23 protein-coding genes are annotated in these 26,445 nt (G+C 54.3%); 18 read left to right on the plus strand and 5 right to left on the minus strand.

Annotated features, from left to right (window positions below):
• Positions 1-11: 11 nt before the first annotated feature.
• The 8 genes from M6D89_RS02630 to nspC all read left to right on the plus strand — a co-directional run bounded on the left by M6D89_RS02630 (position 12) and on the right by nspC (position 12,714).
• Entirely contained in the window at positions 12-2,843 is a 2,832-nt protein-coding gene (locus M6D89_RS02630) for a 2-oxoglutarate dehydrogenase E1 component (RefSeq protein ID WP_253966480.1), read from the plus strand.
• A gap of 43 nt (positions 2,844-2,886) precedes the next feature.
• Positions 2,887-4,116 (plus strand): 2-oxoglutarate dehydrogenase complex dihydrolipoyllysine-residue succinyltransferase, encoded by a 1,230-nt coding sequence (odhB, locus tag M6D89_RS02635; RefSeq protein ID WP_253966481.1) that lies wholly within the window; start codon positions 2,887-2,889, stop codon positions 4,114-4,116.
• Between the two features lie 95 nt (positions 4,117-4,211).
• On the plus strand, positions 4,212-5,666 hold the full coding sequence (gene lpdA / locus M6D89_RS02640; RefSeq protein WP_253966482.1) for a dihydrolipoyl dehydrogenase: 1,455 nt from the start codon (positions 4,212-4,214) through the stop codon (positions 5,664-5,666).
• Positions 5,667-5,862: 196 nt separating this feature from the next.
• Positions 5,863-7,029 (plus strand): ADP-forming succinate--CoA ligase subunit beta, encoded by a 1,167-nt coding sequence (gene sucC / locus M6D89_RS02645; RefSeq protein ID WP_253966483.1) that lies wholly within the window; start codon positions 5,863-5,865, stop codon positions 7,027-7,029.
• Positions 7,030-7,902, plus strand: a complete 873-nt coding sequence (gene sucD / locus M6D89_RS02650; protein ID WP_253966484.1) for a succinate--CoA ligase subunit alpha — start codon at positions 7,030-7,032, stop codon at positions 7,900-7,902.
• 174 nt (positions 7,903-8,076) lie between these two features.
• Positions 8,077-9,993 carry a biosynthetic arginine decarboxylase gene (gene speA / locus M6D89_RS02655; RefSeq protein WP_253966485.1) on the plus strand — a complete coding sequence of 639 codons (1,917 nt, stop codon included), beginning with the start codon at positions 8,077-8,079 and terminating at the stop codon, positions 9,991-9,993.
• Positions 9,994-10,012: 19 nt separating this feature from the next.
• Entirely contained in the window at positions 10,013-11,215 is a 1,203-nt protein-coding gene (locus M6D89_RS02660) for a saccharopine dehydrogenase family protein (protein WP_253966486.1), read from the plus strand.
• A 329-nt stretch (positions 11,216-11,544) separates the two neighbouring features.
• Positions 11,545-12,714, plus strand: a complete 1,170-nt coding sequence (gene nspC / locus M6D89_RS02665; protein ID WP_253966487.1) for a carboxynorspermidine decarboxylase — start codon at positions 11,545-11,547, stop codon at positions 12,712-12,714.
• Between the two features lie 80 nt (positions 12,715-12,794).
• Here nspC and M6D89_RS02670 read toward each other — a convergent pair whose 3' ends face one another.
• The gene (locus M6D89_RS02670; RefSeq protein ID WP_336297529.1) at positions 12,795-13,385 is read right to left on the minus strand and encodes a uracil-DNA glycosylase family protein; all 591 of its coding nucleotides are present in this window, start codon (positions 13,383-13,385) and stop codon (positions 12,795-12,797) included.
• 50 nt (positions 13,386-13,435) lie between these two features.
• On the opposite strand from M6D89_RS02670, the gene udk reads away from it, so the two are divergent.
• The 8 genes from udk (at position 13,436) to M6D89_RS02710 (ending at position 21,337) form a co-directional block, all read left to right on the plus strand.
• A complete protein-coding gene (gene udk, locus M6D89_RS02675; RefSeq protein WP_253966489.1) occupies positions 13,436-14,056 on the plus strand; it encodes a uridine kinase in 621 nt (206 codons plus the stop codon).
• Complete coding sequence (locus tag M6D89_RS02680) at positions 14,044-15,264, plus strand: NupC/NupG family nucleoside CNT transporter (protein WP_336297530.1); 1,221 nt, start codon at positions 14,044-14,046, stop codon at positions 15,262-15,264. Before udk ends, M6D89_RS02680 begins: the two co-directional genes overlap by 13 nt.
• Before the next feature lie 66 nt (positions 15,265-15,330).
• Positions 15,331-16,866: an FG-GAP-like repeat-containing protein gene (locus M6D89_RS02685; protein ID WP_253966490.1), complete on the plus strand. Its 1,536-nt coding sequence runs from the start codon at positions 15,331-15,333 to the stop codon at positions 16,864-16,866.
• Between the two features lie 87 nt (positions 16,867-16,953).
• Positions 16,954-17,466: a GbsR/MarR family transcriptional regulator gene (locus M6D89_RS02690; protein ID WP_253966491.1), complete on the plus strand. Its 513-nt coding sequence runs from the start codon at positions 16,954-16,956 to the stop codon at positions 17,464-17,466.
• Between the two features lie 27 nt (positions 17,467-17,493).
• Positions 17,494-18,837: a cytochrome ubiquinol oxidase subunit I gene (locus M6D89_RS02695; protein ID WP_253966492.1), complete on the plus strand. Its 1,344-nt coding sequence runs from the start codon at positions 17,494-17,496 to the stop codon at positions 18,835-18,837.
• On the plus strand, positions 18,834-19,838 hold the full coding sequence (locus tag M6D89_RS02700; protein ID WP_253966493.1) for a cytochrome d ubiquinol oxidase subunit II: 1,005 nt from the start codon (positions 18,834-18,836) through the stop codon (positions 19,836-19,838). Before M6D89_RS02695 ends, M6D89_RS02700 begins: the two co-directional genes overlap by 4 nt.
• Before the next feature lie 99 nt (positions 19,839-19,937).
• Entirely contained in the window at positions 19,938-20,588 is a 651-nt protein-coding gene (locus M6D89_RS02705; RefSeq protein ID WP_253966494.1) for a class I SAM-dependent methyltransferase, read from the plus strand.
• 290 nt (positions 20,589-20,878) lie between these two features.
• Positions 20,879-21,337, plus strand: a complete 459-nt coding sequence (locus M6D89_RS02710; protein ID WP_253966495.1) for a DUF2383 domain-containing protein — start codon at positions 20,879-20,881, stop codon at positions 21,335-21,337.
• Between the two features lie 68 nt (positions 21,338-21,405).
• Here M6D89_RS02710 and sppA read toward each other — a convergent pair whose 3' ends face one another.
• Genes sppA through arsC form a run of 4 tightly spaced genes read right to left on the minus strand, consistent with a single transcriptional unit; the run spans position 21,406 to position 24,586 of the window.
• Positions 21,406-23,235 carry a signal peptide peptidase SppA gene (sppA, locus tag M6D89_RS02715; protein WP_253966496.1) on the minus strand — a complete coding sequence of 610 codons (1,830 nt, stop codon included), beginning with the start codon at positions 23,233-23,235 and terminating at the stop codon, positions 21,406-21,408.
• A 9-nt stretch (positions 23,236-23,244) separates the two neighbouring features.
• On the minus strand, positions 23,245-23,652 hold the full coding sequence (locus tag M6D89_RS02720; protein ID WP_253966497.1) for a DUF2069 domain-containing protein: 408 nt from the start codon (positions 23,650-23,652) through the stop codon (positions 23,245-23,247).
• The gene (gene wrbA, locus M6D89_RS02725) at positions 23,649-24,248 is read right to left on the minus strand and encodes an NAD(P)H:quinone oxidoreductase (RefSeq protein WP_253966498.1); all 600 of its coding nucleotides are present in this window, start codon (positions 24,246-24,248) and stop codon (positions 23,649-23,651) included. The genes M6D89_RS02720 and wrbA overlap by 4 nt, the downstream gene beginning before the upstream one ends.
• Positions 24,245-24,586, minus strand: coding sequence for an arsenate reductase (glutaredoxin) (gene arsC, locus M6D89_RS02730; RefSeq protein ID WP_253966499.1), 342 nt, complete (start codon positions 24,584-24,586; stop codon positions 24,245-24,247). The genes wrbA and arsC overlap by 4 nt, the downstream gene beginning before the upstream one ends.
• 218 nt (positions 24,587-24,804) lie before the next feature.
• On the opposite strand from arsC, the gene M6D89_RS02735 reads away from it, so the two are divergent.
• Positions 24,805-25,170 carry a response regulator gene (locus M6D89_RS02735; protein ID WP_253966500.1) on the plus strand — a complete coding sequence of 122 codons (366 nt, stop codon included), beginning with the start codon at positions 24,805-24,807 and terminating at the stop codon, positions 25,168-25,170.
• Positions 25,171-25,172: 2 nt separating this feature from the next.
• Complete coding sequence (locus M6D89_RS02740) at positions 25,173-26,429, plus strand: valine--pyruvate transaminase (RefSeq protein ID WP_253966501.1); 1,257 nt, start codon at positions 25,173-25,175, stop codon at positions 26,427-26,429.
• The last annotated feature ends 16 nt before the right edge of the window (positions 26,430-26,445 follow it).

Here is a 26,445-nt window from a genome sequence, read left to right on the forward strand (position 1 = left end):
AGGTGGGTGGAATGCAAGACAGCCTTATGGAGCAGCTATGGAGTACGTCCCATATCTCAGGTGGGAACGCTTCATATGTGGAAGATCTCTACGATACATATTTACATGACCCCAATGCCGTGCCCGAGCAGTGGCGCGATTACTTCGATCAGTTGCCCCGCGTTAATGGGGTCGTTTCCCAAGACACTCCGCACTCGGTGATTCGCGAGCAGTTTGCTCAGCTTGCCAAAAGCCATTCCGGTGCTGCCTCGCCCAATCTGGCGACTTCAATTTCCGTCGAACACGAACGCAAGCAGGTTAAAATCCTGCAGCTGATTAGCTCTTACCGATTTCGCGGCCATCAAAAAGCCCAGCTCGATCCGCTGGGCATTATGGAGCGCGAGCAAGTGCCCGACCTGGATCTGGCCTATCATGGCCTGACCTCGGCCGATCTGGATACGGTATTCCAAACCGGCCCTCTGTTTATCGGCCGCGAAGAAGCGCCCCTCAAAGATATCGTCGAGGCCCTTGAGCAGACCTATTGCGGTCATGTCGGGCCCGAAATCATGCACATCACCAACCTGGCGGAAAAGCAGTGGCTGCAGCAGCGCCTGGAAAGTGTGCGCTCCAATCCCACCTTTAGCCCCGAGCAACGCCTTTCTGTGCTGGAGCGCTTGACCGCCGCCGAAGGGCTTGAGCGTCACCTGGACAGTAAGTACCCGGGTACCAAGCGTTTCGGTCTGGAAGGTGGCGAGAGCTTTATTCCCCTTGTCGATGCCCTGGTTAAGCGCGCCGGCGGCTACGGCGCTAAAGAAATTGTATTGGGTATGGCCCACCGGGGGCGCCTGAACACCCTGGTCAACGTTTTTGGTAAAAGCCCCGCCGAATTGTTCGGTGAGTTTGAAGGCAAGCGCCTGGTGGATACCTCGGGCGATGTGAAATATCACCAGGGCTTCTCGTCTAACGTTATGACTCCGGGCGGCGAGATTCATATGGCGATGGCGTTTAACCCGTCGCACCTGGAAATCGTCTCGCCGGTGGTTGAGGGCTCGGTACGCGCCCGTCAGGATCGCCGCGACGACCCGGACGGCGGCAAGGTCGTGCCCATTGTGGTTCACGGCGACGCGGCTTTTGCCGGTCAGGGCGTGGTGATGGAAACCTTCCAGATGTCGCAAACCCGCGCCTACAAAACCGGTGGCACCCTGCATCTGGTGATTAACAACCAGGTAGGCTTTACCACCAGCTTCCGCGAAGATGCACGCTCCACCGAGTACTGCACCGACGTGGCGAAAATGATCGAAGCGCCTATTTTGCACGTTAACGCGGATGATCCGGACGCGGTGCTGTTTGTGGCTCAGTTGGCGATGGATTATCGCCGCGAGTTCAAAAAAGACGTGGTGATCGATCTGGTCTGCTACCGTCGTCGTGGCCACAATGAGGCAGACGATCCATCGGCCACTCAGCCGATGATGTACCAGGTGATTCGCAAGCAAAAATCCACCCGTACCCTGTACTCCGATAAGCTGATCGAGGCGGGTGTTTTGAGCAAAGAAGAGTCGGCCAAAATGATGGACGACTACCGCGCCTCGCTCGATCGCGGCGAGAGTGTGGCGAGCGGCTTGGTGACCGAGCCGGATAAGTCTCTGTTTGTGGATTGGTCTCCCTACATCGGCCACGACTGGCAGACCCCGGCTGAGACCGGCTACGACTTAAAAGCCTTGCAGGCGGTAGCGCACAAAATGTGCGAAGTGCCAGACGGCATGGTGTTGCAGCGCCAGGTGTCTAAAATTTACGACGACCGCCGCAAAATGGCCGGTGGCGCACTGCCCATCAACTGGGGCTTTGCCGAAACGCTGGCCTACGCCACCTTGCTCGAACAGGGCTTCCAGGTACGCATGACAGGCCAGGACGTGGGGCGCGGGACCTTCTCGCACCGTCATGCGGTTCTGCACAGTCAAAAAGACGGCAAGCGCCATACGCCGCTCGCCAAGCTCAAAGACGATCAGCCCGCGTTTGATTTGTTTGACTCCTACCTCTCTGAGGAAGCGGTGCTGGCTTTTGAATACGGCTATGCCACCACCACGCCCAATGCCTTGGTGATTTGGGAAGCTCAGTTTGGCGATTTCGCCAACGGTGCCCAAGTGGTAATCGACCAGTTTATTACCAGTGGTGAGCACAAGTGGGGCCGTTTGTGCGGTCTGACCATGCTGCTACCGCACGGTTATGAAGGGCAGGGGCCCGAGCACTCTTCGGCGCGTCTGGAGCGCTTTATGCAATTGTGCGCCGAGCACAACATTCAGGTGGTTATTCCCACCACCCCGGCGCAGGTTTTCCATATGCTGCGTCGCCAGGCGATTCGTCCTATGCGTCGTCCGCTGGTGGTGATGAGCCCCAAATGGATTCTGCGTCACCCGCTGGCGACTTCCAGCCTAGAAGATCTGGCTAATGGTACTTTCCAGAACGTAATTGGCGAGCAACAGCTGGATCCGGCCAAGTGCAAGCGCGTGGTGCTGTGTTCGGGCAAGGTGTACTACCATTTACTGGAAGAGCGCAATAAGCGCGAGCAAGATGATGTGGCTCTGATCCGTCTGGAGCAGCTGTATCCGTTCCCAGAGGACGAACTTAAAGCAGCGCTTGCACCTTTCGCCCACGTGAAAGACGTGGTCTGGTGTCAGGAAGAGCCCATGAACCAAGGCGCTTGGTATGCCAGTCAGCATCACATGCGCCGTGTGGTTTTTGAGTTGAACCCCAATCTGTATCTGGGCTATGTGGGGCGTGACCCCTCGGCAGCGCCTGCAGCCGGCTACGCCTCGGTGCACCTTGAAGAGCAAAAGCGCTTTATCAATGAAGCGCTGAGTGTATAAGCACGCAACTGATTAGAAAGCTGTATATAGCTAAGGACACGTAATGAGCACTGATATCAAAGCCCCAACTTTTCCCGAGTCTGTGCAGGATGGCACCTTGGCCACCTGGCACAAGCAGCCCGGTGAAGCCTGTTCGCGCGATGAGCTGATCGTTGATATTGAAACCGATAAAGTTGTTTTGGAAGTGGTTGCCCCCGCCGATGGTGTTATATCCGAAGTCCTAAAGGCCGAGGGCGATACCATTCAGTCCAATGAAGTCATCGCCAAATTTGACGAGGGCGCCAGCGGCTCCGGCGCGGGTGAAAAAGCAAGCGAGGCCAGCGAAGAGAAATCTTCCGAGCCAGAGGCTGAACCTGCGGCCTCGGGCGACGATAAAATCTTGAGCCCCGCCGCGCGCAAGATGGCCGATGAAAACAACATTGATCCGGCCAGCGTAAAAGGCACCGGCAAAGATGGCCGTGTTACCAAAGAGGATGTGATGAACCACATCAAAGACGGCGAGAGCAAGCCCGCTGCTCCGGCGCCTAGCGCCTCTAAAGCGGCCGAGCCGGCGCCCATGGAAGCGGGCGAGCGGGTTGAAAAGCGCGTTCCCATGACCCGCCTGCGCAAGCGTATTGCCGAGCGCCTTTTGGAGGCAACCAGCTCTACCGCCATGCTGACCACCTTTAACGAAGTGAACATGGCGCCGGTGATGGAGTTGCGCAAACAGTACAAAGAGAAGTTCGAGAAGGTTCATAACGGTACCCGTTTGGGCTTTATGGGCTTTTTCGTTAAAGCGGCGACCGAAGCGCTGAAGCGTTTCCCTGCGGTTAACGCGTCTATCGATGGCGATGACGTGGTTTATCACGGCTACCAGGATATCGGTGTGGCTGTATCCACCGAAAAAGGTTTGGTTGTGCCCATTTTGCGCAACAGCGAAAACATGAGTATTGCCGAAGTGGAATCCACCATTCGCGATTTTGGTAAGCGCGCCCAGGCCGGTAAGCTCAGCATTGATGAAATGACCGGCGGCACGTTTACCATTACCAATGGCGGCGTGTTCGGCTCTTTGTTGTCTACACCGATTCTGAACCTGCCGCAGACCGCGATTTTGGGTATGCACAAAATCCAAGAACGCCCCATGGCGGTTAACGGTAAGGTCGAGATTCAGCCCATGATGTATCTGGCGCTGTCTTACGATCACCGTTTGATCGATGGAAAAGACGCGGTGCAGTTCTTGGTGGCCCTTAAAGAGTTGCTGGAAGATCCTGCGCGCATCCTGCTGGAAATCTAAACCGGATGCACTTACCGGGTGGCTACCCGCCGCCCGGACATTTGAAGCGCCGGAACACCAAAGCCGGCATTGCGAAAACAATTGGGAATGAGACTATGTCTGACAAATACGATGTGATTGTGATTGGTTCCGGGCCCGCCGGATACGTGGGGGCCATTCGCTGCGCGCAACTGGGCTTAAAAACCGCCTGTATTGAAAAGTGGAAAGACAAAGACGGTAAGGGCATCAACGGCGGTACTTGTCTGAACACAGGTTGTATTCCATCCAAAGCGCTGCTGGACAGCTCGCAAAAATTCCATTATGCCGAAGAAGGCTTCGCCACCCACGGTATCAGCACTGGCAAACTGGCCATTGATGTACCCGCGATGATCAAGCGCAAAGAAGCCGTGGTTAAGCAGATGTCTGGCGGCGTTGCCGGTCTGTTTCAATCGAACAAGGTAAAAAGCCTGTACGGTACCGGCAAGCTTCTGGCCGGTAAAAAAGTTGAATTTACCGATAACGAAGGTAAGACCACGACTCTGGAAGCGGAAAACGTCATTCTCGCTTCGGGTTCTGTGCCAGTTAATATCGGCGTGGCTCCGGTGGATAACGACGTTATCGTCGACTCCTCGGGTGCTTTGGAATTCCAGGAAGTGCCCAAGCGTTTGGGTGTTATCGGCGCCGGTGTGATTGGCCTCGAGCTCGGCAGTGTGTGGAAGCGCGTAGGCGCTGAAGTGGTACTGCTGGAGGCGATGGACAACTTCCTGTCGATTATGGATCAGCAGATTGCTAAAGAAGCTCAGAAAATCTTTACCAAGCAGGGTCTGGATATTCGCCTGAGCTGCCGCGTAACCGGCACTGAGGTAAAAGGTCGTGGCAAGAAAAAAGAAGTGGAAGTGACCTACACCGATAAAGATGGCAACGAACAAAAAGAAGTGTTCGATAAGTTGATTGTGTGCGTGGGCCGTAAACCTTACACCGAAGGCCTGCTGGCTGAAGACAGCGGCGTAAACCTGGACGAGCGCGGCTATATTTACGTTAATGACCTCTGCTCTACCGACGCCCCCGGCGTTTGGGCGGTAGGTGATGTGGTACGCGGCCCCATGCTGGCTCACAAAGGCTCGGAAGAGGGCGTGATGGTTGCCGAGCGTATCGCCGGGCAAAAACCTCTGGTGAACTACGATATCATTCCCAATGTGATCTATACTCACCCCGAAGTGGCCTCCGTGGGTAAAACCGAAGAGCAGCTGAAAGCCGAGGGCGAAGATTACGAAGTGGGTACCTTCCCCTTTATGGCCGTAGGCCGTGCAGTCGCTTCCGACGAAGCCGAGGGGATGGTAAAAATTATTGCCGATGCGAAAACCGACCGCGTTTTGGGTGCACACATCGTGGGCCCCTCTGCCTCGGATTTGGTTCAGCAGGTCGCCATCGCGATGGAATTTGGCTCAAGTGCCGAAGATATCGGTATGACCGTATTTGGTCATCCGACTTTCTCTGAGGCGGTCAAAGAAGCGGCTCTGGCTGTGGGTGGTCACGCCATTCACATGCCCAACCGCAAAAAGCGCAAGTAATAACTATTCCAACAATGAGATGAAGCACAAAGAGACCGGCCCTATAAAGCCGGTTTCTTTGTGGTTGTCGGGTATTGAGCCACAGCGCCCGGCAGCCGGGAAGAAAGCAGCGGCGGGTTGTAGCAACCAAATAGCCAGTGCCTCAGAGCGCCGGCCCGCCATTTTTTCAGTCACGTGAACAAAACGGAAAAGCATCATGAATCTGCATGAGTACCAAGGCAAACAATTGTTTGCGCAATACGGTTTGCCCGTCTCCAAAGGCGTTGCAGCCCAAACGGCTGCCGAGGCCGTGGCCGCCGCCGACACCCTGGGTGTTGACGAGTTTGTTGTAAAAGCACAGGTTCACGCCGGTGGCCGTGGTAAAGCGGGTGGCGTAAAGCTGGTTAAGACCAAAGGCGAAATCGAAGCCTTTGCCAAGCAGTGGTTGGGTCAGAACCTGGTCACTTATCAGACGGACGAGAAAGGCCAGCCGGTAAGTCGCATTCTGGTAGAAACCTGCTCGGACATCGACAAAGAGTTGTATCTGGGCGCGGTTCTCGATCGCTCTAGCCGCCGTATTGTCTTTATGGCGTCTACCGAAGGCGGTGTAGAAATCGAGAAGGTCGCGGAAGAGACTCCTGAGAAAATTCTAAAAGCCACTATTGATCCGCTGGTAGGCCCGCAGCCTTATCAAGCTCGCGAGCTGGCGTTTAAGCTGGGCTTGGAAGGCAAGCAAATCAAACAGTTTGTGCAGATCTTTATGGGCCTGGGCAAAATGTTTAAAGAAAAAGATCTGGCGTTGGTAGAAATTAACCCACTGATCATTACCCCCGCCGGTGACTTGCACTGCCTAGACGCCAAAGTAGGTGTAGACAGCAACGCGCTTTACCGTCACGCCGATCTGCGCGAAATGCACGATCCCTCGCAGGAAGACGAGCGCGAAGCACACGCGGCCCAGTGGGAGCTGAACTATGTAGCGCTGGACGGCAACATCGGTTGCATGGTGAATGGCGCGGGCCTTGCCATGGGCACCATGGATATCGTGAAACTGCACGGCGGTCAGCCAGCCAACTTCCTTGACGTAGGTGGCGGTGCAACTAAAGAGCGTGTAGTCGAAGCCTTTAAAATCATCCTTTCGGACGACAATGTAAAAGCCGTACTGATCAATATCTTTGGCGGTATTGTGCGCTGCGACCTGATTGCCGAAGGCGTTATCGGCGCGGTAGAAGAAGTAGGCGTAAAAGTACCTGTGGTGGTGCGTCTGGAAGGTAACAACGCTGAGCTGGGCGCAAAAGTACTGGCTGACAGTGGTCTGAACATTATTGCTGCGACCAGTTTGACTGACGCTGCCGAGCAAGTGGTTAAAGCAGCGGAGGGTAAATAAATGAGCGTATTGATCAATAAAGACACTAAAGTTATCTGTCAGGGTTTTACCGGTTCGCAAGGTACCTTCCACTCTGAACAAGCCATTGCCTACGGCACTAAAATGGTTGGTGGTGTAACCCCGGGTAAAGGCGGTCAAACCCATCTGGGTCTGCCTGTGTTTAATACCGTGGCCGAAGCGGTAGAAGAAACCGGCGCTGAAGCCTCGGTTATCTATGTACCTGCGCCATTTTGTAAGGACTCTATCCTTGAAGCAGCCAACGGCGGCATCAAACTGATCGTCTGCATTACCGAAGGCATTCCCACCATGGATATGCTGGACTGTAAAGTGAAGTGCGACGAGCTGGGTGTGACCCTGATCGGACCTAACTGCCCAGGTGTTATCACTCCAGGCGAGTGTAAAATCGGTATTATGCCTGGCCATATTCACAAGCCAGGTAAAGTGGGTATTGTGTCTCGCTCGGGTACTCTGACCTACGAAGCGGTTAAGCAAACCACCGACTTCGGTTTTGGTCAGTCTACCTGTGTGGGTATCGGTGGTGACCCGATCCCGGGTTCTAACTTTATCGACATTCTGAAGTTGTTCCAGGACGACCCTCAGACCGAAGCAATCGTAATGATTGGTGAAATCGGTGGTAGCGCCGAAGAAGAAGCCGCCGCGTTTATTAAAGAAAACGTTACTAAGCCTGTGGTTTCTTACATTGCTGGTGTTACTGCACCTCCGGGTAAGCGTATGGGCCATGCCGGTGCGATTATCGCCGGTGGTAAAGGTACCGCCGACGACAAGTTTGCCGCATTGGAAGACGCCGGGGTAAAAACCGTGCGTAGCTTGGCAGGCATTGGCGATGCCTTGAAAGAATTGACTGGTTGGTAAAATCGGTTAGTGGAAAGGGCGGCCTAGGGGCCGCCTTTTTTGTATCTGCAGCGCTACTTTTCACTGGGGTAAAAACGCTTTTCTTTTGTAGGAAAATGTGGGACATTGCGCGGTTTCTACCCTGTATAACTATGGCATTATTAACCTGTCATAAAGCTCCAAGGGAGTAAGCGATTGAACGATACTGATACCCAGCAATGGTCTGTCAAACAGTCTACCGACCTCTACGGTATTGAAGAGTGGGGCGGGGGATATTTCGGCATTAATAATGACGGTAATGTCGAGGTTCGCGCGCCTGGCGAAGACGGGAAAGTGGCCGTTCCCCTGACGGAAATTATCGATGGTCTCAAGCAACGCGGCTTGGATATGCCGGTGTTGCTGCGCATCGAAAACCTGGTAGACAGCCGTATCAGCATCTTGAACGAGTCTTTTGCCGAAGCCATAAAAGTGACTGGCTACAAGGGCCAGTACCGCGGCGCCTTTCCGATTAAAGTAAACCAGCAAAGCCATATCGTGGAAGAAATAGCGCGATTTGGCGAGCGCTATAATCACGGCCTGGAGGCAGGCAGCAAGGCTGAGCTGATGATTGCCATGTCAGTGCTGCAAAACCGTGAAAGCCTGATTATCTGCAACGGCTACAAAGATGCCGAATTTATCGACTTGGGATTGCAGGCCCGAAAGCTCGGCTTTAAGTGTATTTTTGTGCTTGAAACCATCGCCGAAGTGCGCTTGGTGATAAAGCGTTCGCGCGAGTTAAACGTCGACCCTATGATCGGGGTTCGCCTTAAGTTGTCCACCAAAGTAGAGGGGCATTGGGCCGAGGACAGTGGCGATCGCAGCTTGTTTGGTTTGACGACCAATCAGTTGGTCGAGGTGATGGATGAGTTGCGCGAGGCGAAGCTGTTGCATTGCCTGCAGCTGTTGCATTTTCACCTGGGCTCGCAAATTCCCAATATCCGCAGTATTCGTGCCGGGGTATTGGAAGCCTGTCGCTACTATATTGAGATGGTCGCCGAGGGTGCCCCGCTCAGCTATATCGACCTGGGCGGGGGGCTTGCGATTGACTATGACGGCACCAGCAGCGTCAGTGGGCACAGCCGCAATTACTCGGTGCAAGAGTACTGTGTGGATGTGGTCGAGGCCATTGCCCAGCAATTAGATGCGCACCAACTGCCCCATCCGACCATTGTGACCGAGTCCGGTCGGGCTACGGTGGCACATACCTCGGTGCTGCTGTTTAACGTATTGGATGTGGGCCACTTTGAGCCAGGGCCATTGCCGGAGTCGCTGCCCGATCAGCCTCACGAGCAGCTGTCTAATTTGTGGCATACCCTCAAGATGATCGATGGCGATCGCTTGCAGGAAAACTACAATGACGTCATCTACTATCGCGATCAGGTGCGCGATTGTTTTTTCCGCGGCGAGATCAATCTGCGCGATCGGGCTCTGGCGGAAAATCTCTGTCTCGCCGGTTTGCAGCGCATTGTTTCTTTAGTGCCGCAGATGAAACGCATTCCCCCCGAGTTGGAAGCTTTACCCGAGCAGCTGGCAGATATTTACTACGGCAATTTCAGTGTGTTTCAGTCACTACCGGATTCCTGGGCGATTAACCAGGTGTTTCCGGTTATGCCTATTCACCGCCTGGATGAAGAGCCCACGCGCAAGGCGACTATTGCCGATTTGACCTGCGATTGCGACGGCAAGCTCGATAGCTTTGCCGGCCCTGACGGTGAGACCAAAACCTTGTCCTTGCACGCGATTAACGAGGGTGAGGAATATCATTTAGGAGTCTTTTTGGTCGGTGCCTATCAGGAAACCTTGGGGGATCTGCACAATTTGTTCGGCGATACCAATGTGGCCAGTGTGCGAATTAATACCGATGGCTCGCTCGATTTTGTTCACGAGTTACACGGTGACAGTATTGCCGATGTGCTCAGCTACGTTGAGTATGATCCCCAGTCTATGTTCCGTCAGTTCCGCATGGCGGCGGAGCAGGCGGTGCGCGACGGACGTATCAGTGTGTCTGAACGCCAGAGCATGTTGGCCGCCTATTCGGAAAGTTTACGCGGTTACACGTATTTTGAACGTTAACGGTTAAAGGAGAGGCAATATGGCGAAAGTAATGATTATTGGTGCCGGTGGCGTCGGTGGTGTGGTCGCGCATAAATGCGCCCAACTGCCCGAGGTTTTTACAGAGATTGTGCTGGCGAGCCGCACCGAATCCAAGTGTAAGGCCATTGCCGAGCAGCTCTCACGTCCGGTGACCACCGCACAGGTGGATGCGGATAATGTTGCCGAAACAGTGGCGCTGTTACAGCGTGAAAAACCGGATTTGGTGATTAACGTTGCACTGCCTTATCAAGACCTGGCGATTATGGATGCCTGCCTGGAAGCCGGTGTGGATTATCTGGATACCGCCAACTACGAGCCGCCCGAAGAGGCCAAGTTCGAATACAAGTGGCAGTGGGCCTATCAGGACAAGTTTGCAAACGCCGGCCGTATGGCGCTGCTGGGTTCGGGGTTTGATCCGGGAGTGACCAATGTCTACACCGCCTACTTGAAAAAGCATTATCTGGACGAGATCCACTATCTGGATATTATCGATTGCAACGCCGGTGATCATGGTCAGCCTTTTGCCACCAACTTTAATCCGGAAATTAATATTCGCGAGGTCACGGCCAACGGCCGTTTTTGGCAAGACGGCGATTGGCGCGAAACCGGGCCGCTGGAAGAAAATCGCTCTTTTGATTTCCCTGCGGGTATCGGTCCCAAGCAAATCTACCTGATGTACCACGAAGAGTTGGAATCCATTACCAAGCACCTGCCCGAAATTAAGCGCGCACGCTTCTGGATGACCTTTTCCGATAACTACTTAAAGCACCTTGAAGTGCTGGGTAATATCGGTATGACCTCGATTGAGCCTGTGCAGTTTGAGGGCAAAGAGGTGGTTCCGCTGCAGTTTTTAAAGGCGCTGCTGCCTGACCCCGCGAGCCTGGGGCCTTTGACTAAGGGCAAAACGTGTATTGGTTGTATTGCCCGTGGCGTGAAAGACGGTGTGGAAAAAACCTTCTATATCTACAATATTTGTGATCATGAAGAGTGCTACGCCGAGGTTAAATCCCAGGCGATTTCCTACACCACCGGCGTTCCCGCGATGATCGGCGCAAAAATGATGCTGGAGAAAAAGTGGGCCGCCAGCGGCGTCTGGAATATGGAGCAGTTGGATCCGGATCCGTTTATGGAAGACCTCAATAAGTATGGCCTGCCTTGGCAGGTGGTAGAAATTGACCAGCCCACGGGTATGGAAGATTAAGGGCACCTCTACTAATCCAGAATTGTCTCTGCGCGAGTCCAAAACGTTCACTCCGCACGGCGCTCTTCGCCGCTAATGGCCGTAGCCCTTAGCAAGAAGAGCAACACAGCGGATGGGCGTTTTGGCCGCGCCCTTCGGGGCTTTCAGGGCTTCCCGATCTCTGTGTTGGCTTTACTCGTCGGGCAACCAGCCCGACGTCGCAAAGCCGCCTTGATCTCGAAAAGCCCTGAAAGCCAGAGGCAACTCTGGATTAATAGAGGTGCCCTTAAGCCCGTCTGCGACGGGCTTTTTTTCTAGCCGTAAGCGCAAGATAAGTACAAGAGAGCCCCATGGAAAAACGCCAGTACTTTAATCAGTTTGACCCAACCCGCGTCCCTTCACCCTGTTTTGTGGTGGACAAGGCCGCCGTGGAAGACAATTTAAAAATTCTTCACCGAGTGGGGGAAGAAAGTGGCGCGAAGGTGCTCGCTGCTTTAAAAGCGTTTAGTTGTTGGTCGCTGGGTGATCTTTTCAATCAATACCTATGGGGCAGTTGCGCCAGTGGTGTTCACGAAGCGCGGTTAGCCCGCGAATACTACGGCGGCGAGGTACACACTTATTCGGCTGCCTACAAAGAGCGTGATTTAAAGCAGGTGTTGGAGCTTTCCGATCATGTTCTTTTTAACTCGGCTTCCCAGTGGCAGCGGTTTGAGTCTCTGTGTGCACAAGCTAAAGCTAAGCGGCCTGACTTGGCGTTTGGTTTACGCATCAACCCCGAGCACTCGGAAGGCGACGTGGCCATTTACGACCCCTGCGCCCCCAAATCCCGTATGGGAATACCGGCCGGCGAATTTCCAGAGCAATTACCTGAGTTAATCACCGGGCTTCACTTTCACACTTTGTGTGAGCAGGATGTGCCGCCTTTAGCGCGTACGATTGCGGCGGTGGAAGAAAAATTCGCTGATTATTTACCGCAGCTACAATGGGTCAACTTTGGTGGTGGCCATCATATCAGTCGTGAAGACTATCAGGTGGATGAACTGATTGCGCTGATCAAGCGCTTTTCGGCAAAGTACGATGTCCAAGTTTATATTGAGCCGGGTGAGGCCACCGCTATTCGCAGTGGCATTCTTGTGACCGAAGTACTGGATACCTTTACCAGCACCGTACCTCAGGCCATTTTGGATACCTCGGCCACGTGTCATATGCCCGATACCTTGGAAATGCCTTACCGCGCCGACATCCTGGGCGCCGGAATGCCCAATAAAAAAGCGCACACCTATCGTCTGGGCGGCATGACATGCCTGGCGGGCGATGTTATCGGTGATTACAGCTTCGATCAGCCATTGCAGGTTGGGCAGCGATTAATGTTCGATGATATGGCCCACTACACCATGGTAAAAACCACCACTTTTAACGGCATTAATTTACCCTCAATCGCCTTATGGGATTCACGAACGGATGAATTAGAGGTGATTCGCGAGTTTGGTTATGAGGATTTTAAAACGCGTTTGTCGTAGGAGTTTAGGGTGACGGTGAACGGATTGCGATGAACGGAAAAGCACCGTCGATGACGGTGTTGTTGCACTATGGCCCGCCGTTACTGGTGACTTTCGGCTGACAATAAGGTTTTAATCCGTTCTTGAAGTGTGGGTACTACCTCTTGCTCAAACCATGGGTGGCGCTTTAACCAGCGGTTGTTGCGTCCGCTGGGGTGGGGTAGGGGTAAAATCTCGGGCCAGAACTCGCGCCAGCGCTGCACCCGCTCGGTCACGCTTTTGCCGCTGTTGGGTAAGTGCCAGGCTTGGGCATATTGGCCAATTACCAACGTGAGCGAGACATTTTGCAATTGCTCAAGCAGGGGTTCGCGCCACAGCGGTGCACACTCGGGCCGAGGGGGCAGGTCGCCGGTTTTCCCTTGTCCCGGATAACAAAAGCCCATCGGCACCAAAGCAAAGTTTGTGGGGGTATAAAACGTCGCTCGGGAAACGCCAAGCCAGGCGCGCAGGCGGTCGCCACTGGGGTCATCAAAGGGGGTGGTGGAATGGTGAGCGCGAATACCCGGCGCTTGAGCGGCGATTAATATTCGCGACTCAGCGCTTGCCTGCAGCACTGGCCGAGGCGGAAGGGGCAGCAGTGCTTCACAGTGAGTACACCCCTGAATTTCTTGCCAAAGCTTAGAAAATGTCATTGCCATCTTTTTGTCATATTGTAGACCCTGTTATGCAGTAGACTGACTTTATGACACCTTGGTTCCTGATTATTGCGGGCGTTTCGGCCAGCGGCAAAACAACATTGGCTTCTTATCTGGCGGATCGCTTCGGCCGTAATGGGCTGGAGGTCACGCAGATTGCCATGGATGCCTATTACCGCGATTATTCCCACATGTCTTTTGCCGAGCGCGCGGACATTAACTTTGACCATCCCGACAGCTTTGATGACAGTGCTTTGCACCGCGACATCGAAAGCCTCCGCCGGGGCGAGTCTCTGACCTTACCCGAATACGATTATTGCGACCATAGACCTCGCGCATCGAAGGTTGCGACTCGGGCCGGGGCGTTGATTATTCTCGAAGGTATTTTACCTTTGCACTTTGTGTCTTTGCGCGAGTTGGCTGATTTTCGCGTATTTGTCGATACGCCGCTCGAGGAGTGCTATCGGCGACGATTACAGAGGGATATTGAACACCGGGGGCGCACAGAGGCCTCGGTAAAGCGCCAGTTTGAGGAGCACGTATTGCCTATGTACCAACGTTTTATTGCCCCGCAAAAATATCAGGCCGATACCATCCTGGCCGATGGCGGTGAGCAGCCCGCTCTGTTTGAGGAAATACGCCAGAGGAGTCCGCTTTGCACTTGCTGATTTCTGTGCTGGGTATTCTGGTTTTACTGGCGATTGCCGCTGCCTGCAGCGAGAATATTCGCGCGATTCGCTGGCGCACGGTCAGCGTCGCCTTTGCCTTGCAGTTGGGGTTGGGGGCCCTGGTACTCTACTCAAGCTGGGGGCGGCGGGCGTTGGCGCATTTGTCCGAGGCGATTTATCAGGTGATCTCCTACGCTCAGGCGGGTATCGAGTTTATGTTTGGCGAGCTGTCCAGCGATAAACTGGGCTTTATCTTCGCCTTTAATGTCCTTCCCGTGGTAATTTTTTTCTCCTCATTCGTTGCCGTGCTTTATTACCTAGGCATTATGCAGTGGGTGATTCGATTCTTAGGCGGTGGTTTGCGCTGGCTATTGGGGACTAGTCGCGCCGAGTCGCTTTCGGCTACAGCCAATATATTTGTGGGTCATACCGAAGCGCCCATGGTGGTAAAGCCTTTTATCGCCCATATGACTCGCTCTGAGCTGTTTGCCATTATGGTGGGCGGCCTGGCAACGGTAGCCGGGTCGGTACTGGCCGGTTATGTGGGGTTGGGGGTAGAGCTTAAGTATTTGCTGGCGGCCAGCTTTATGGCCGCGCCGGGCGGTTTTTTAATGGCCAAGCTTATGGTGCCGGAAACCGAAACCCCGGTGGAAGACATTGACGCCAGCGCCGCCAGTGAAACCCAGTACACCAATGTGTTTGACGCCGCCGCTGTGGGGGCGACCAGTGGTCTTCAGCTGGCGGCCAATATTGGCGCTATGCTGATCGCGTTTATCAGTTTGATTGCATTGGTAAACGGCCTGCTGGGTTTGGTGGGCGGCTGGCTAGGGATGGAGTTTTTGAGTCTTCAGTGGTTGCTTGGGTTACTCTTTCAGCCTTTGGCGTTTTTACTGGGTATCCCCTGGGAGGAGACGCGGGTGGCGGGTAGCCTGATTGGCCAGAAACTGGTGCTCAATGAGTTTGTTGCCTTTGTCGATTTGGCTGCGCAGCGCGAACACCTGTCGGAAAAGTCCGTGGCCGTCGTGTCCTTTGCGCTCTGTGGCTTTGCTAATTTTGGTTCGCTGGCCGTACTTTTAGGTGGATTTGCCACTCTGGCCCCCAATCGCCGGGCAGATGTCGCCAACTTGGGGCTTAAAGCCGTTTTTGCCGGTTTTTTTGCCAATATGATGAGCGCCGCCATTGCTGGGTTATTTCTCTCTCTGGTCTAAACCGTCTGGTTTTTAATTTCCGCTCCTTCCGTATAATGGGTCGCAAACTATAAAACGGGGGTGAGTTTGAAACTATTGCGTTTAGTCTTTGCGGTCTGGTTGGTGTCGGTTTCGCTACTGGCGTCGGCCCAGCCTAAGAGTTCAAAAGAAATTGTCGCCCTGGTGCAGCAGTATTGCGGCAGTTGCCATACGGCGCCTTCCCCTCAGCTTCTGCCTAAGGCGAGCTGGCCGCCGGTCATTGATGCCATGGCGGAGTTGGCCGAAAGACGTCTTGGCCAACCTTTTATCCCCCCCGAGGCTCAGCATCATATCAAGGCGCTCTACTATGGCAGTGCGCCGGAAAAGCTGGCGGTCTTGCCTTATATCGATGAGTCCCACCCGCGTATACGTTTTGCTCCCACACAGTTGTCAGCGCCCACTTTGGTACCCCAGATAATGGCCATTACGCCGCTGCCGCCTAGGGAAGATCAGCTGCGATTCTTGGTTTCCGATGCCGAGACGGGCGAGCTTCGCCTGCTCAGCGGGAAAGTAGGGGACCTCGATGCCTGGCAAGAGCAGACGGTGGCAAAGATTGCGCTGCCGGTGGCGGTGGATTCGCTGGATATGAACGGCGATGGCCTGGATGATTTGGTGGTCGCTGATTTGGGCGAGTTACCCCCCAATGGCAACCCATCGGGACGCGTGTATTTGCTGCTAAATAAAGGTAAGGGCCAGTATGAGCAACGTCTGTTGGTCGAGAAGCTGGGACGGGTCAGCGATATCAACGCTTTGGACTTGGATCAGGATGGCGACATCGACTTGGCCATCGCGGTGTTTGGCGGCCAGGGCAAGGGCGAAATACTCTGGCTTGAGAACACGGCCAAGGGGTATCAGACCCACCAACTATTGGGCTTGAGTGGCGCGCTTAACATTGACGATACCGATCTCAATGGCGACGGCATTGTCGATTTGGTCACTCTGGTGGCCCAGGAGCACGAGACTTTGATCGCTTTTATGGGGAAGGGCAAGGGCGTTTTTGAGCGTCAGGATTTGGTCAGTGCGGGACACCCTATGTTTGGCGCCACCAGTATGAGTGTGGTGGATTTGGACCGAGATGGTGACCCGGATATTTTATTCACCAATGGCGATGCCTTCGACACCCAGACCGACCCCAAGCCCTATCACGGTCTGCAGTGGTTGGAAAACAAGGGCAAAATGCAGTTTGCGGCCTATGATATCGGTCGTTATTACGGCGCCGTGAATGCTCAGGCGACCGATATGGACGGCGATGGAGATTTGGATATTGTTGCCAGTAGTTGGGTTAATGATTGGGATGATCCTAAGCGTAACGCATTAATTTGGTACGAAAACAATGGTCGCCAATCATTTACTCCATACCCTATCAGCCAGGCGTATCGGGGGTTAGTACCCTTGGTGGTTGCCGATTTCAGCGGTGATGGGGCGGCGGATATTCTTACCGGGTCCTTTCGTATGGACTTGCTTCACCAAGGGCTAAAGCGTGATGACAATACGCTTAGTTTCAATTTAGACCGCTCCGAGCAGGGTGAGAAAAGCGGTCGTCTGATGATATTTGTCTCACAGGAGCGCGCTGAGCAGGAGTGATGCTTTAGCGCGTAACCATCGCTTAACGCTTGTGTTAGGCAATTTGTATTGTATAATTACTGAAATTTCAGAAAATAGTGAAAGTTGATGTCGCCACTTATTGAGTCCTTTGTGCGCCACTTCGGCGAAATGGGTAGTCGCTGGGGCATTAATCGCACCGTGGGGCAAATGTATGCCTACATTGTCCTGTCGGATGAGCCGGTTAACGCCGATGAGCTAGCCGCTGAATTAAAGGTGTCACGCTCCAATGTCAGTATGGGGCTGAAAGAGCTGCAAAGCTGGAATCTGGTGCGCTTACTGCACGTGCCGGGCGATCGCAAAGATTATTTTACCGCCCCGGAAGATGTCTGGGAAATTGCGATGACGCTGATTAACGAGCGGCGCAAACGCGAAATTGATCCCACCCTTACCGTGATGCGCGATTTGTTAATGGAAAATCCGCGCAGTCCATCCGACCAGTACGCCCAAGGTCGGATCGAAGAGATGTACCAGTTAATCGAAATGCTGACTCACTGGAGTCGCGAAATACAACAGTTAAGCCCCAAGCAAATTTCCCGCATGCTAAAGCTCGGGGCCGGGGTGAGTAAGTTGCTCGGTTAAAGGTTCTGTAAACAGCGAGAGGTAGCCATGCTGGATGTATTTATGTTGTCGCGGATTCAGTTTGCGGCCAATATCACCTTTCATATTCTCTTTCCCACGATCACCATTGCGCTGTGCTGGCTCTTGTTGTTCTTTAAGTTGCGTTATAACCGCACCGGCGATGAAGCTTGGTACCACGCTTACCGTTTCTGGGTGAAAATCTTTGCCCTCAGCTTTGCCCTGGGTGTGGTTAGTGGCATCACCATGTCGTTTCAGTTTGGCACTAATTGGCCGGGCTATATGGAGACCGTGGGTAATATTGCCGGGCCTTTGTTGGGCTATGAGGTGCTGACTGCCTTTTTCCTTGAGGCAACTTTTTTGGGAATTATGCTCTACGGCACCAAGCGCGTGTCCAACCGGGTACACACGATCGCCACGGCTTTGGTGGCCGTGGGTACCTCCATGTCGGCATTCTGGATTTTATCGCTCAACAGCTGGATGCAAACCCCGGCCGGTTTTGAAATGCGCGATGGGGTTGCCTTCCCCACAAGCTGGTGGGAGATTATCTTCAACCCGTCCATGCCCTATCGGGTAGGGCATATGCTTTTGGCCTCGGGTTTAACCGCATCGTTTTTTGTAGCTGGCGTGTCCGCTTACCGAAAATTAAAAGGGGATCATTCCCGCGAGGTGACACTCAGCTTAAAAACGGCCGTTTATCTGGCGGCGATCTTGATTCCGTTGCAAATATTTATGGGCGACCTGCACGGTTTAAATACCCTCAAACACCAGCCAGCCAAAATTGCCGCCATGGAAGGGATTTGGGAGACCGAGTCGGGCGCGCCCTTGCAGTTGTTTGCTCTGCCCAACAGCGAGACTAAAACCAATGACTACTCTATCTCTATCCCTCGCGGGGCAAGCTGGATCCTGACCCACAGTGGCGACGGTGAAATTCGCGGTCTCAATGAATTCGCGGGCGAGCATCCCCCGGTGGCACCGGTATTTTGGGGGTTTCGGGTTATGGTGGGCATGGGGCTTTTGATGTTGTTTATGTCTTGGACGTGCTCCTGGCAGTTGTGGCGCCGCGGTATGCCTGCCAAAGTATTCTTAATGGGGTTAGTGGGAATGACGTTTTCCGGCTGGATCGCGACGGTCGCCGGCTGGTATGTCACTGAAATTGGCCGTCAGCCCTTTATGGTCTATGGCGTGGTGAAAACCGCAGATTTGGTGACCAATACGCCGGCCAGCCACGTGCTGTTTACCGCAATCGGCTATGTGTTGGTGTATATCGGTTTGATTGTCGCATTTTTGCATACCTTGTTCTATTTGGCTCGCAAAGCGGTAGAAAACTCGGTGGAAGATCTTGACCCGGAAGTAACAGGAGGCAAGGCATGAGTGGCGAAGCTTATTGGCTACCGATTATTTTTATTTTTTTGATGGGGCTTGCTGTACTGATTTACGCGGTATTGGATGGCTTTGATTTGGGTGTAGGTATTTTGATGCCCATGGGGCGCACTGAGTCGCGCAACACCCTATTTGCATCCATAGGGCCGTTCTGGGACGCCAACGAAACCTGGTTGGTGCTGGCGGTGGGAATCCTGTTGATCGCATTTCCCTCGGCACATTCGCAAATATTGGGCACCCTTTACTTACCGGCCTTCTTTTTGCTCTTCGGTTTGATATTGCGAGGCGTTGCCTTTGATTTTCGGGCTAAAGCCCATGCCGATTACCAAAACCGGTGGGACCGCTGTTTTAAAGCCGGCTCTCTGATTGCGTCTTTAGCACAGGGGTATATGCTGGGTATTTATGTGACCGGGTTTGACGGTGGGGCTTTATCCACGGCTTTTGGGGTGCTCAGTGCTATCTGCGTGACGGCGGCCTATGCGTTTATCGGCGCCTGTTGGTTGGTGCGCAAAACCGAAGGCGAGTTACAGCTATGGGCTGCTAAACGTGCGTGCTTAACCGCGATTTTAATGATTGTCGGGCTTGTCAGCGTCAGTGCGGTGAACCCCCTGTTAAGCCCAGAGGTGTTTGATAAATGGTTTACCTTGCCGCAGGCATTGTTGCTGTTGCTCATTCCTTTTATGTGCGCGGTGCTTTTTGTTGTGCTGTTTATCTATTTGCGCCATTTTCCCTATGAGAATGATTTTGACTCGTGGGTTCCTTTCGCCTGCGCGATTGGTATTTTTGTATTGTCGTTTCAGGCACTCGCTTACAGCTATTTTCCCTATGTAATTCCGGGAGAAATCACGATATGGGAGGCCGCCAGCGCACCCGAGTCACTCAAATTTATTTTGGTGGGCGCCTTATTTGTATTGCCGACTATTTTAACTTACACGTTTTTTGTCTATCGGATTTTTGGGGGTAAGGCGCAGGCGTTAACTTACGGCGATTAAGAAGCGCCCGGCGCAATTGCCGCTTCTGTCATAAAAATGCCCTCAAGCTTTGGTTTGCGTCGTGATAGCATAGGCGCTTTTACCGACTTGGGGGCCGAGATGGCTGCTAAAAAAGCTCGTAACACCGCATCCAAATCCGACGAGAAACACCTGCATCTTTTGCATGGCGTTTATCTGCCCAAGGCGCAGCATAAAGAGATTCGTCGCTTTAAACGCTTGTACGAAGAGCCTTCGCTACACGGTACCAAAGTATGGCGCTCCAGCGCGGTGCTGATGGATTACTTATTAGAAAACCCCATTCGTAAACGCGCTAAAGTGTTAGAGGTTGGCTGTGGCTGGGGTGGCCTTAGCTGTTTTATGGCAAAACAGTTTGATGCCCGAGTCACGGCGGTTGACGCCGATGGTGCTTTGGCTCCTTATGTGGAGTTTGTGAAATCGCTCAATAGCGTCAAAAAAGTCGAGTTCGTGACCAAGCGTTTCGAGAAAATCACCAAAAAAGACCTGCAGGGGGTGCATACCCTCATTGGAAGCGAAATCTGCTTCTGGGACGAAATGACCAAACCTCTTTTTAATCTCATTAAACGCGCACGCAATGCCGGGGTGAAAAATATCCTGATTGCCGACCCCGGACGCACACCGTTTCTTAATTTGGTGGACTTGTGCGATGAAAAGTTTGATGCCGAGATGCTGGGTCATACCATTAAAAAACCCTGGAAGACCGAAAAGTATATTTTAAAGGTGTCCGGATGATATTAATCCGGCAATTGTGATTGTCGGGTTAATAGCGATGCGGGATGCGCCGACCTCGTCGAACGCGAGCGCGAGCCCCGTAAAATCACGTGGTTTCGTAAATCCCGCCGATTTACAGGGCGACAGCTAAGATGCTCAGCACGAGCATCTTAGTCGTTCTAGTTAATAGTTTTTGCAGCTTTTACAATAAAGAGCGGTTTTATTGGCCGTAGCGCCCGTTAAAGCTGCTATTTCGCCTCTGGCAAGACAATTGCTTTGTACTACCCATAGCCATTTGCCCAGGAGGCGGTATGTACGTTACTCACGAGAAAGTTGCAGTCGAGTTTTTACTGGATGACCTGAATGATCTGGTTCACTCCCACGCCGATTTGATCGCGACCTATGAGGATGCGCAAAAGCAGGTGAAGGCGCCCGAGCTTAAGCGCTTATTGGAGCAGTTGCGCGAGGATCAGGCCATCAATGTGCAGTTGCTGGCGCAGTTGGTTTCCGAGCATGGTGGCAAGCTGAACGACACCACGGATATCGGACAGATCGCCCCGCGGATGCGAGTTGTCTTTGGCAGTTTGCTAAGTGATGGGGCAGTGGTGCGTGCATTGCACACCGCTGAGGCTAAACTGGTCCAGGAATACACGCGCGCGATTAACAACCTGACCTATATTCCCGGGCTGGAATCTGTGCTGGAAAGCAACCGACTCTCCACTCAAAGGCGACAAGGCCGGTTGCAAATTGCGATTAACTTGGATGAATAGGTTTAGCCAACCGGTAGACCTAATCTGTTAGATATAATTTCTACCAGGCATTGCTGGGGCAGCCACAGTTAGGGCGCGCTGCACTTAAGGCAGTAGGTCATGACGTCTCCCGGCGTCTGTGAAAAAGGCAATGCAGGCAGGGCACTGCCCAGTGTCCGCCAGTGTTGTAGCTGCGCACTGATTTCGCGGGGCAGGGGTAGGGCAATCTGTCCCAGCTGCTGTAAAAACTCCTCCATGGGCGTCAGTGGAGCGCTAATGGTTTTGACTTCCCAGTGCTCCAGCCCCGCATCGCTAGCGGCGGCGTTGATAGTGTCATTCAAGGTGCCCAGCTTATCCACCAAACCCAATTCCTGAGCGGTTTGGCCACTCCAGACCCGTCCCTGACCAATATCATTGACACGACTGGTGCTCAGTTCGCGTGCATCGGCCACGGTGCTTATAAAGCGCTGGTAAATACTATCGACTGACATTTGCATCAGGCGGGCGGATTCTTCGGACATGGCGCGTGTGGGGTTAAGAGCATCCGCCAGCGGCGTTGTACCCACCCCATCGGTGCTAACCCCGAGCTTGGCGAGAGAATCCTCTAGCGTGGGCACGAGTGAGTATGCGCCGATCGAGCCGGTTATGGTGGTTGGCAGGGCCCAAATCTGTTCACCGGCGGTGGCAATCCAATAGCCTCCCGAGGCTGCCACACTCCCCATACTGATATATACGGGTATACCCGCGTCGCGGGTGGCGGCGATTTCGGCGCGGATAATTTCCGAGGCAAAGGCACTGCCCCCGGGGCTGTCGACCCGTATCACCAGCGCTTTAACGTCGCGATCGTTGCGTACGTCGCGCAGCAACTGAGTCATGCTGTCGCTGCCCACGGTACCTGGGGGTTGTTCGCCATCGAGGATAGTGCCCACGGCATTGATCAGCGCCACGTAGTTTTTCCCCGGCAGAGGCATCTGGCGGTTGTGGTCGAGATAGCGGTACCAGTCCACCGCTTTGTAGGTGTCGTGCTTACGGTCATAGCCCAATGTTTGCGCCAGCTCAGCGCGCATGGTCTGACGGCTGGTCACTTTATCCACCAAACCTTGCTCGCGGGCTAGTTGCGAGGTGTCGCTGTCGGCCGCGGCCAGGGCTTGATCGCTATTGTCCAGCAACTGCTCTAACGCGCCGGGTTTGAGATTGCGCATTGTTTCTACGCGCCGGGTGTATTCACTCCACAGCTGGCCAATCCACTGGCTGTTGTGCTCGCGCGAGGCCTCTGACATATCGTCGCGCAAGTAGGGCTCGACGGCATCCTTAAACTTACCGGCGCGAAAAATATGCATGTTGAGGCCCAGTTTATCCAGGGCGTCCTTGTAGTAAAGGCGGTAGCTGCCGTAACCGGTGAGTAAGACAAACCCCATATCGTGCAGGTAAACCGTGTCGGCGTGACTGGCGAGATAGTAGCGATCCTGGGTGTAATGATCGGCCAGTGCGGTAACCGGTTTGCCGCTCTCTTTAAACCCCTGTATCGCCTGGGCCACCTCGTAGAGCTTGCTGATGCCTCCACCGCTAAGGTGATTCAGGTTGAGTACCAGGTGGTTAACCCGCTCGTCGTCGCGCGCAAGATTAATGCTGCGTACCAAATCGCGCACCAGAGTTTCGCTGTGCAGGCTGTTTTCGCCGCCCAGCGCGGCCAGCGCATCCACGGCCTGGCGCTCGTCCACCAGCGCGCCGTAGGGGGTGACCTCCAGGGCAAATTGCTGGGGGAGTACATCACTCTGGCGCTGACTGATCGCCGCAATAATAACCACCACAATGAACAGAAAGATCAGGTTAACCACAACGCGTCGGGCGCAATTTATACCGCGCCAGATGGCGGAGAAAAAGCGGCGAATGGGGCCTTTGGTTTTGGTCTCGGTCACGCAGTATCCTTAATGGTCTGTTGCGGCTTGCTGGCGGGCAAGGTTGCTGTGCTGGCGCCATCGGCTGGTCATCATCGCGCTGCAGAACAGTACGCTGGTAAGCGCGACGCCCACGGCGTCAAGCCATTGCCCACTGGGACTCATCAGGGCGACGACACAGCCGGTAAAATAAAATAACACCACGAAACACAGCCAGCTGTAGGTGCGAAAGTGGCCCCGCAGGCACCCGGGAATAAACAGCGCGAGCGGCAGAGTTTGCAAGCACCAGCGCACCCAGCTGCCGGTATCTTCGCGCAGGTTAATCCAGGTGAAGATCAAGCACAGGGCAAACAGGCAGGCAAGGCTGATGTTGCGGCCGAGCTGATAGCGGCGGGTTAGGGGGGCAATATCGGCAGCGGTGTATTGGGGTGTTTTCACGGTTGCGCCCCTAACGTTAAGGCCAGCTGCGCCAGTCGCTGCCCCTGGGCGCGGCACAGGGCGATTTCGATGTCGTCCGGTTCACTTTGCTCACCGTGGTGGCTGGCGCCATAGGGGGTGCCGCCAGCTCGGGTTTGATTGAGGCCCGCTTCGCTGTAGGGGATTCCCGCCAGCACCATGCCCTGGTGCAGCAGCGGAATCATCATTGAAAGCAAGGTGCTCTCTTGCCCGCCGTGCAGGCTGGCAGTCGAGGTAAAGACGCCGGCCGGCTTATCGATTAAGTCGCCGTTGAGCCACAAATCGCTGGCACTGTCGAGAAAATACTTAAGAGGAGCGGCCATATTGCCAAACCGCGTCGGGCTGCCCAGCAGCAGGCCGGCGCACTGGCGCAGATCATCCTTGCTGCAGTAGGTCGCGCCTGTGGGCGGAATCTCTGGCAGGCTGGCCTCGCAGTCGGGCGATACCGGAGGCACCGTGCGCAGGCGCGCCTCGATGCCGCTTACCTGCTCGACGCCGCGCGCCAGCTGCTGCGCCAGCGCGGCCGTGGCGCCGTTGCGGCTATAGTATAGAATCAGGACATAGGGGGATGGTTTCACAAAAGCTCCAGTACATTTTCCGGCGGACGTCCCAGACAGGCTTTATCGCCCGCCACCACAATGGGGCGCTCAATCAGCTTGGGATGTTCGATCATAGCATTGATTAGCTGAGCGTCGCTTTGCGGGTGATTTGCCAAATCCAGTGCTTTGTATTCGGCCTCGCCGCGGCGCATCAGCTGTTGTGGACTTAGCCCCAGTTTAGCCAGAATACTTTTTAATTCGGCTGCCGTGGGTGGGGTGTCCAGATAGCGGATAATCTCGGGCTCGATGCCTCGCTCTTGCAGCAAGGCTAACGTCTGGCGCGATTTGGAGCAGCGCGGATTGTGATAGATTTGCATAGGTGGCTCCCGTGTGTGTTGGCGGCCGCAATTATAGCGGTTTGCGCTCTAGGTCAACAGGCGGTAGACGGACAGGAACTTTGTCTTCGCAAGCGTTATTTGCAGTGCTCCCCTGTTTTTGGGTGCTGGCCGTCGAGTTAAAAACCCTTTACAGTTCCTTAGATGCGAACGCGCTATAATAGCCATAACCGACGTAAACTTGGGTTTTAAATCCTGATATGAGTACTCCGTTGTTAATCTGTGATGATTCCAAAATGGCGCGCAAGCAGGTTGCGCGGGCGTTGCCGCAGGATTGGTCGGTGGATATTAGCTATGCCTGTAACGGCGTTGAGGCCCTTGAGGCAATTCGCGCCGGGCGCGGGGAAATCGTATTTTTGGATTTGACCATGCCCGAGCTGGATGGCTACCAAGTGTTGGAAACTGTACACGCCGAGCAGCTCAATTGCGTCATTATTGTCATCTCCGCCGATATCCAGCCCGAAGCCTTTAGTCGGGTTAAAGCGCTGGGAGCCTTGGACTTTATTAAAAAACCCGTCGATGGCGACGCATTGCGCGGCACCCTGAGTACCTACGGCTTACTCTAACCATGCGTTTATCCCGCTTTGGTCAGATGCTGTCGGCCGACAGCGGCATTGTCTCGTTAATGGACGATCTGGGCAGCGCCTTGCGCGAAAATCCGGAGATGCTCTTTTTGGGCGGCGGTAACCCCGCCCGCATTCCCGCCGTGGAGAGTGCTCTCAAACAGGCCTTAAAGGACGCCTTGGCCGATCCGGAAGAGGCCTGGCAAATGCTGGGCGTGTATCAGTCGCCCGCCGGAGATCTGCCGCTGCGCCGCCAGTTAGCCGACACTTTATCCCGCCAATATCAGTGGCCCCTGGGGCCGGAAAATATCGCTGTAGCCAACGGCAGTCAGTCGGCGTTTTTTGTGTTGTTTAATTTGCTCGCGGGCGAGATGGGCGACGGCACTCGTCGGCATATTCAGCTGCCGCTGGTGCCCGAGTATCTGGGCTACTCGGAGCTGGGCTTGGGCGCTGATTTTTATCGTGCCAGCCGCCCGGCGATTGAGCTGATTGGCGAGCACGAGTTTAAGTACCACGTGGATTTCTCCCGCTTTGCCATTAATGACCAGGCCGCGGCGCTGTGCGTCTCCCGGCCCACTAATCCCACCGGCAATGTGATTACCGACGCCGAGCTGGCGGGGCTGGATGAGCGCGCTCGGGCCGCGGGTGTGCCTCTTATTATCGATGCCGCCTACGGTCTGCCATTTCCGGGTATTGTGTTTTCTGAGGCCGGCGCCCACTGGAATGAAAATACCATCGCAGTGCTCAGTCTATCCAAGCTAGGGTTGCCCGGAGTGCGTACCTCCATAGTGGTTGCCAGTGAGCCGGTAATCCAAGCCTTTGCCCAGGCCAATACCGTGTTGAGCCTCGCGGCGGGCAATGTCGGGCCCGCGATCGCTCGCCAGCTTTTGGCCAGTGAGCAGCTTCTGGCGCTGGGGCGAGAACAGGTGATGCCCTATTACCGCGAGCGCTGTGAGGCGACAGTGGCGAGTTTACATCGTGCGCTTAAAGGCTTGCCCTACCGTATTCATCGCCCCGAGGGGGCGATTTTTCTGTGGCTTTGGTTTGCCGATTTACCCATTTCCAGCGATCAGTTATACCGGCGTTTAAAGGCCCGGGGAGTATTGATGATCGCCGGTGAACATTTTTTCCCCGGTCTGACCGAGCCCTGGGATCATCAATACGAATGCCTGCGCATCAGCTATGCCCAGCCCGCGCATGTGGTGGAGCAGGCCGGACAGATTCTGGCCGAAGAGGTGGCGCGCGCTTATCGTGAAAGTTAGCGTGCGAGGTGAGTGT

The organism is Gilvimarinus xylanilyticus (assembly GCF_024195295.1).
Taxonomy (GTDB): domain Bacteria; phylum Pseudomonadota; class Gammaproteobacteria; order Pseudomonadales; family Cellvibrionaceae; genus Gilvimarinus; species Gilvimarinus xylanilyticus.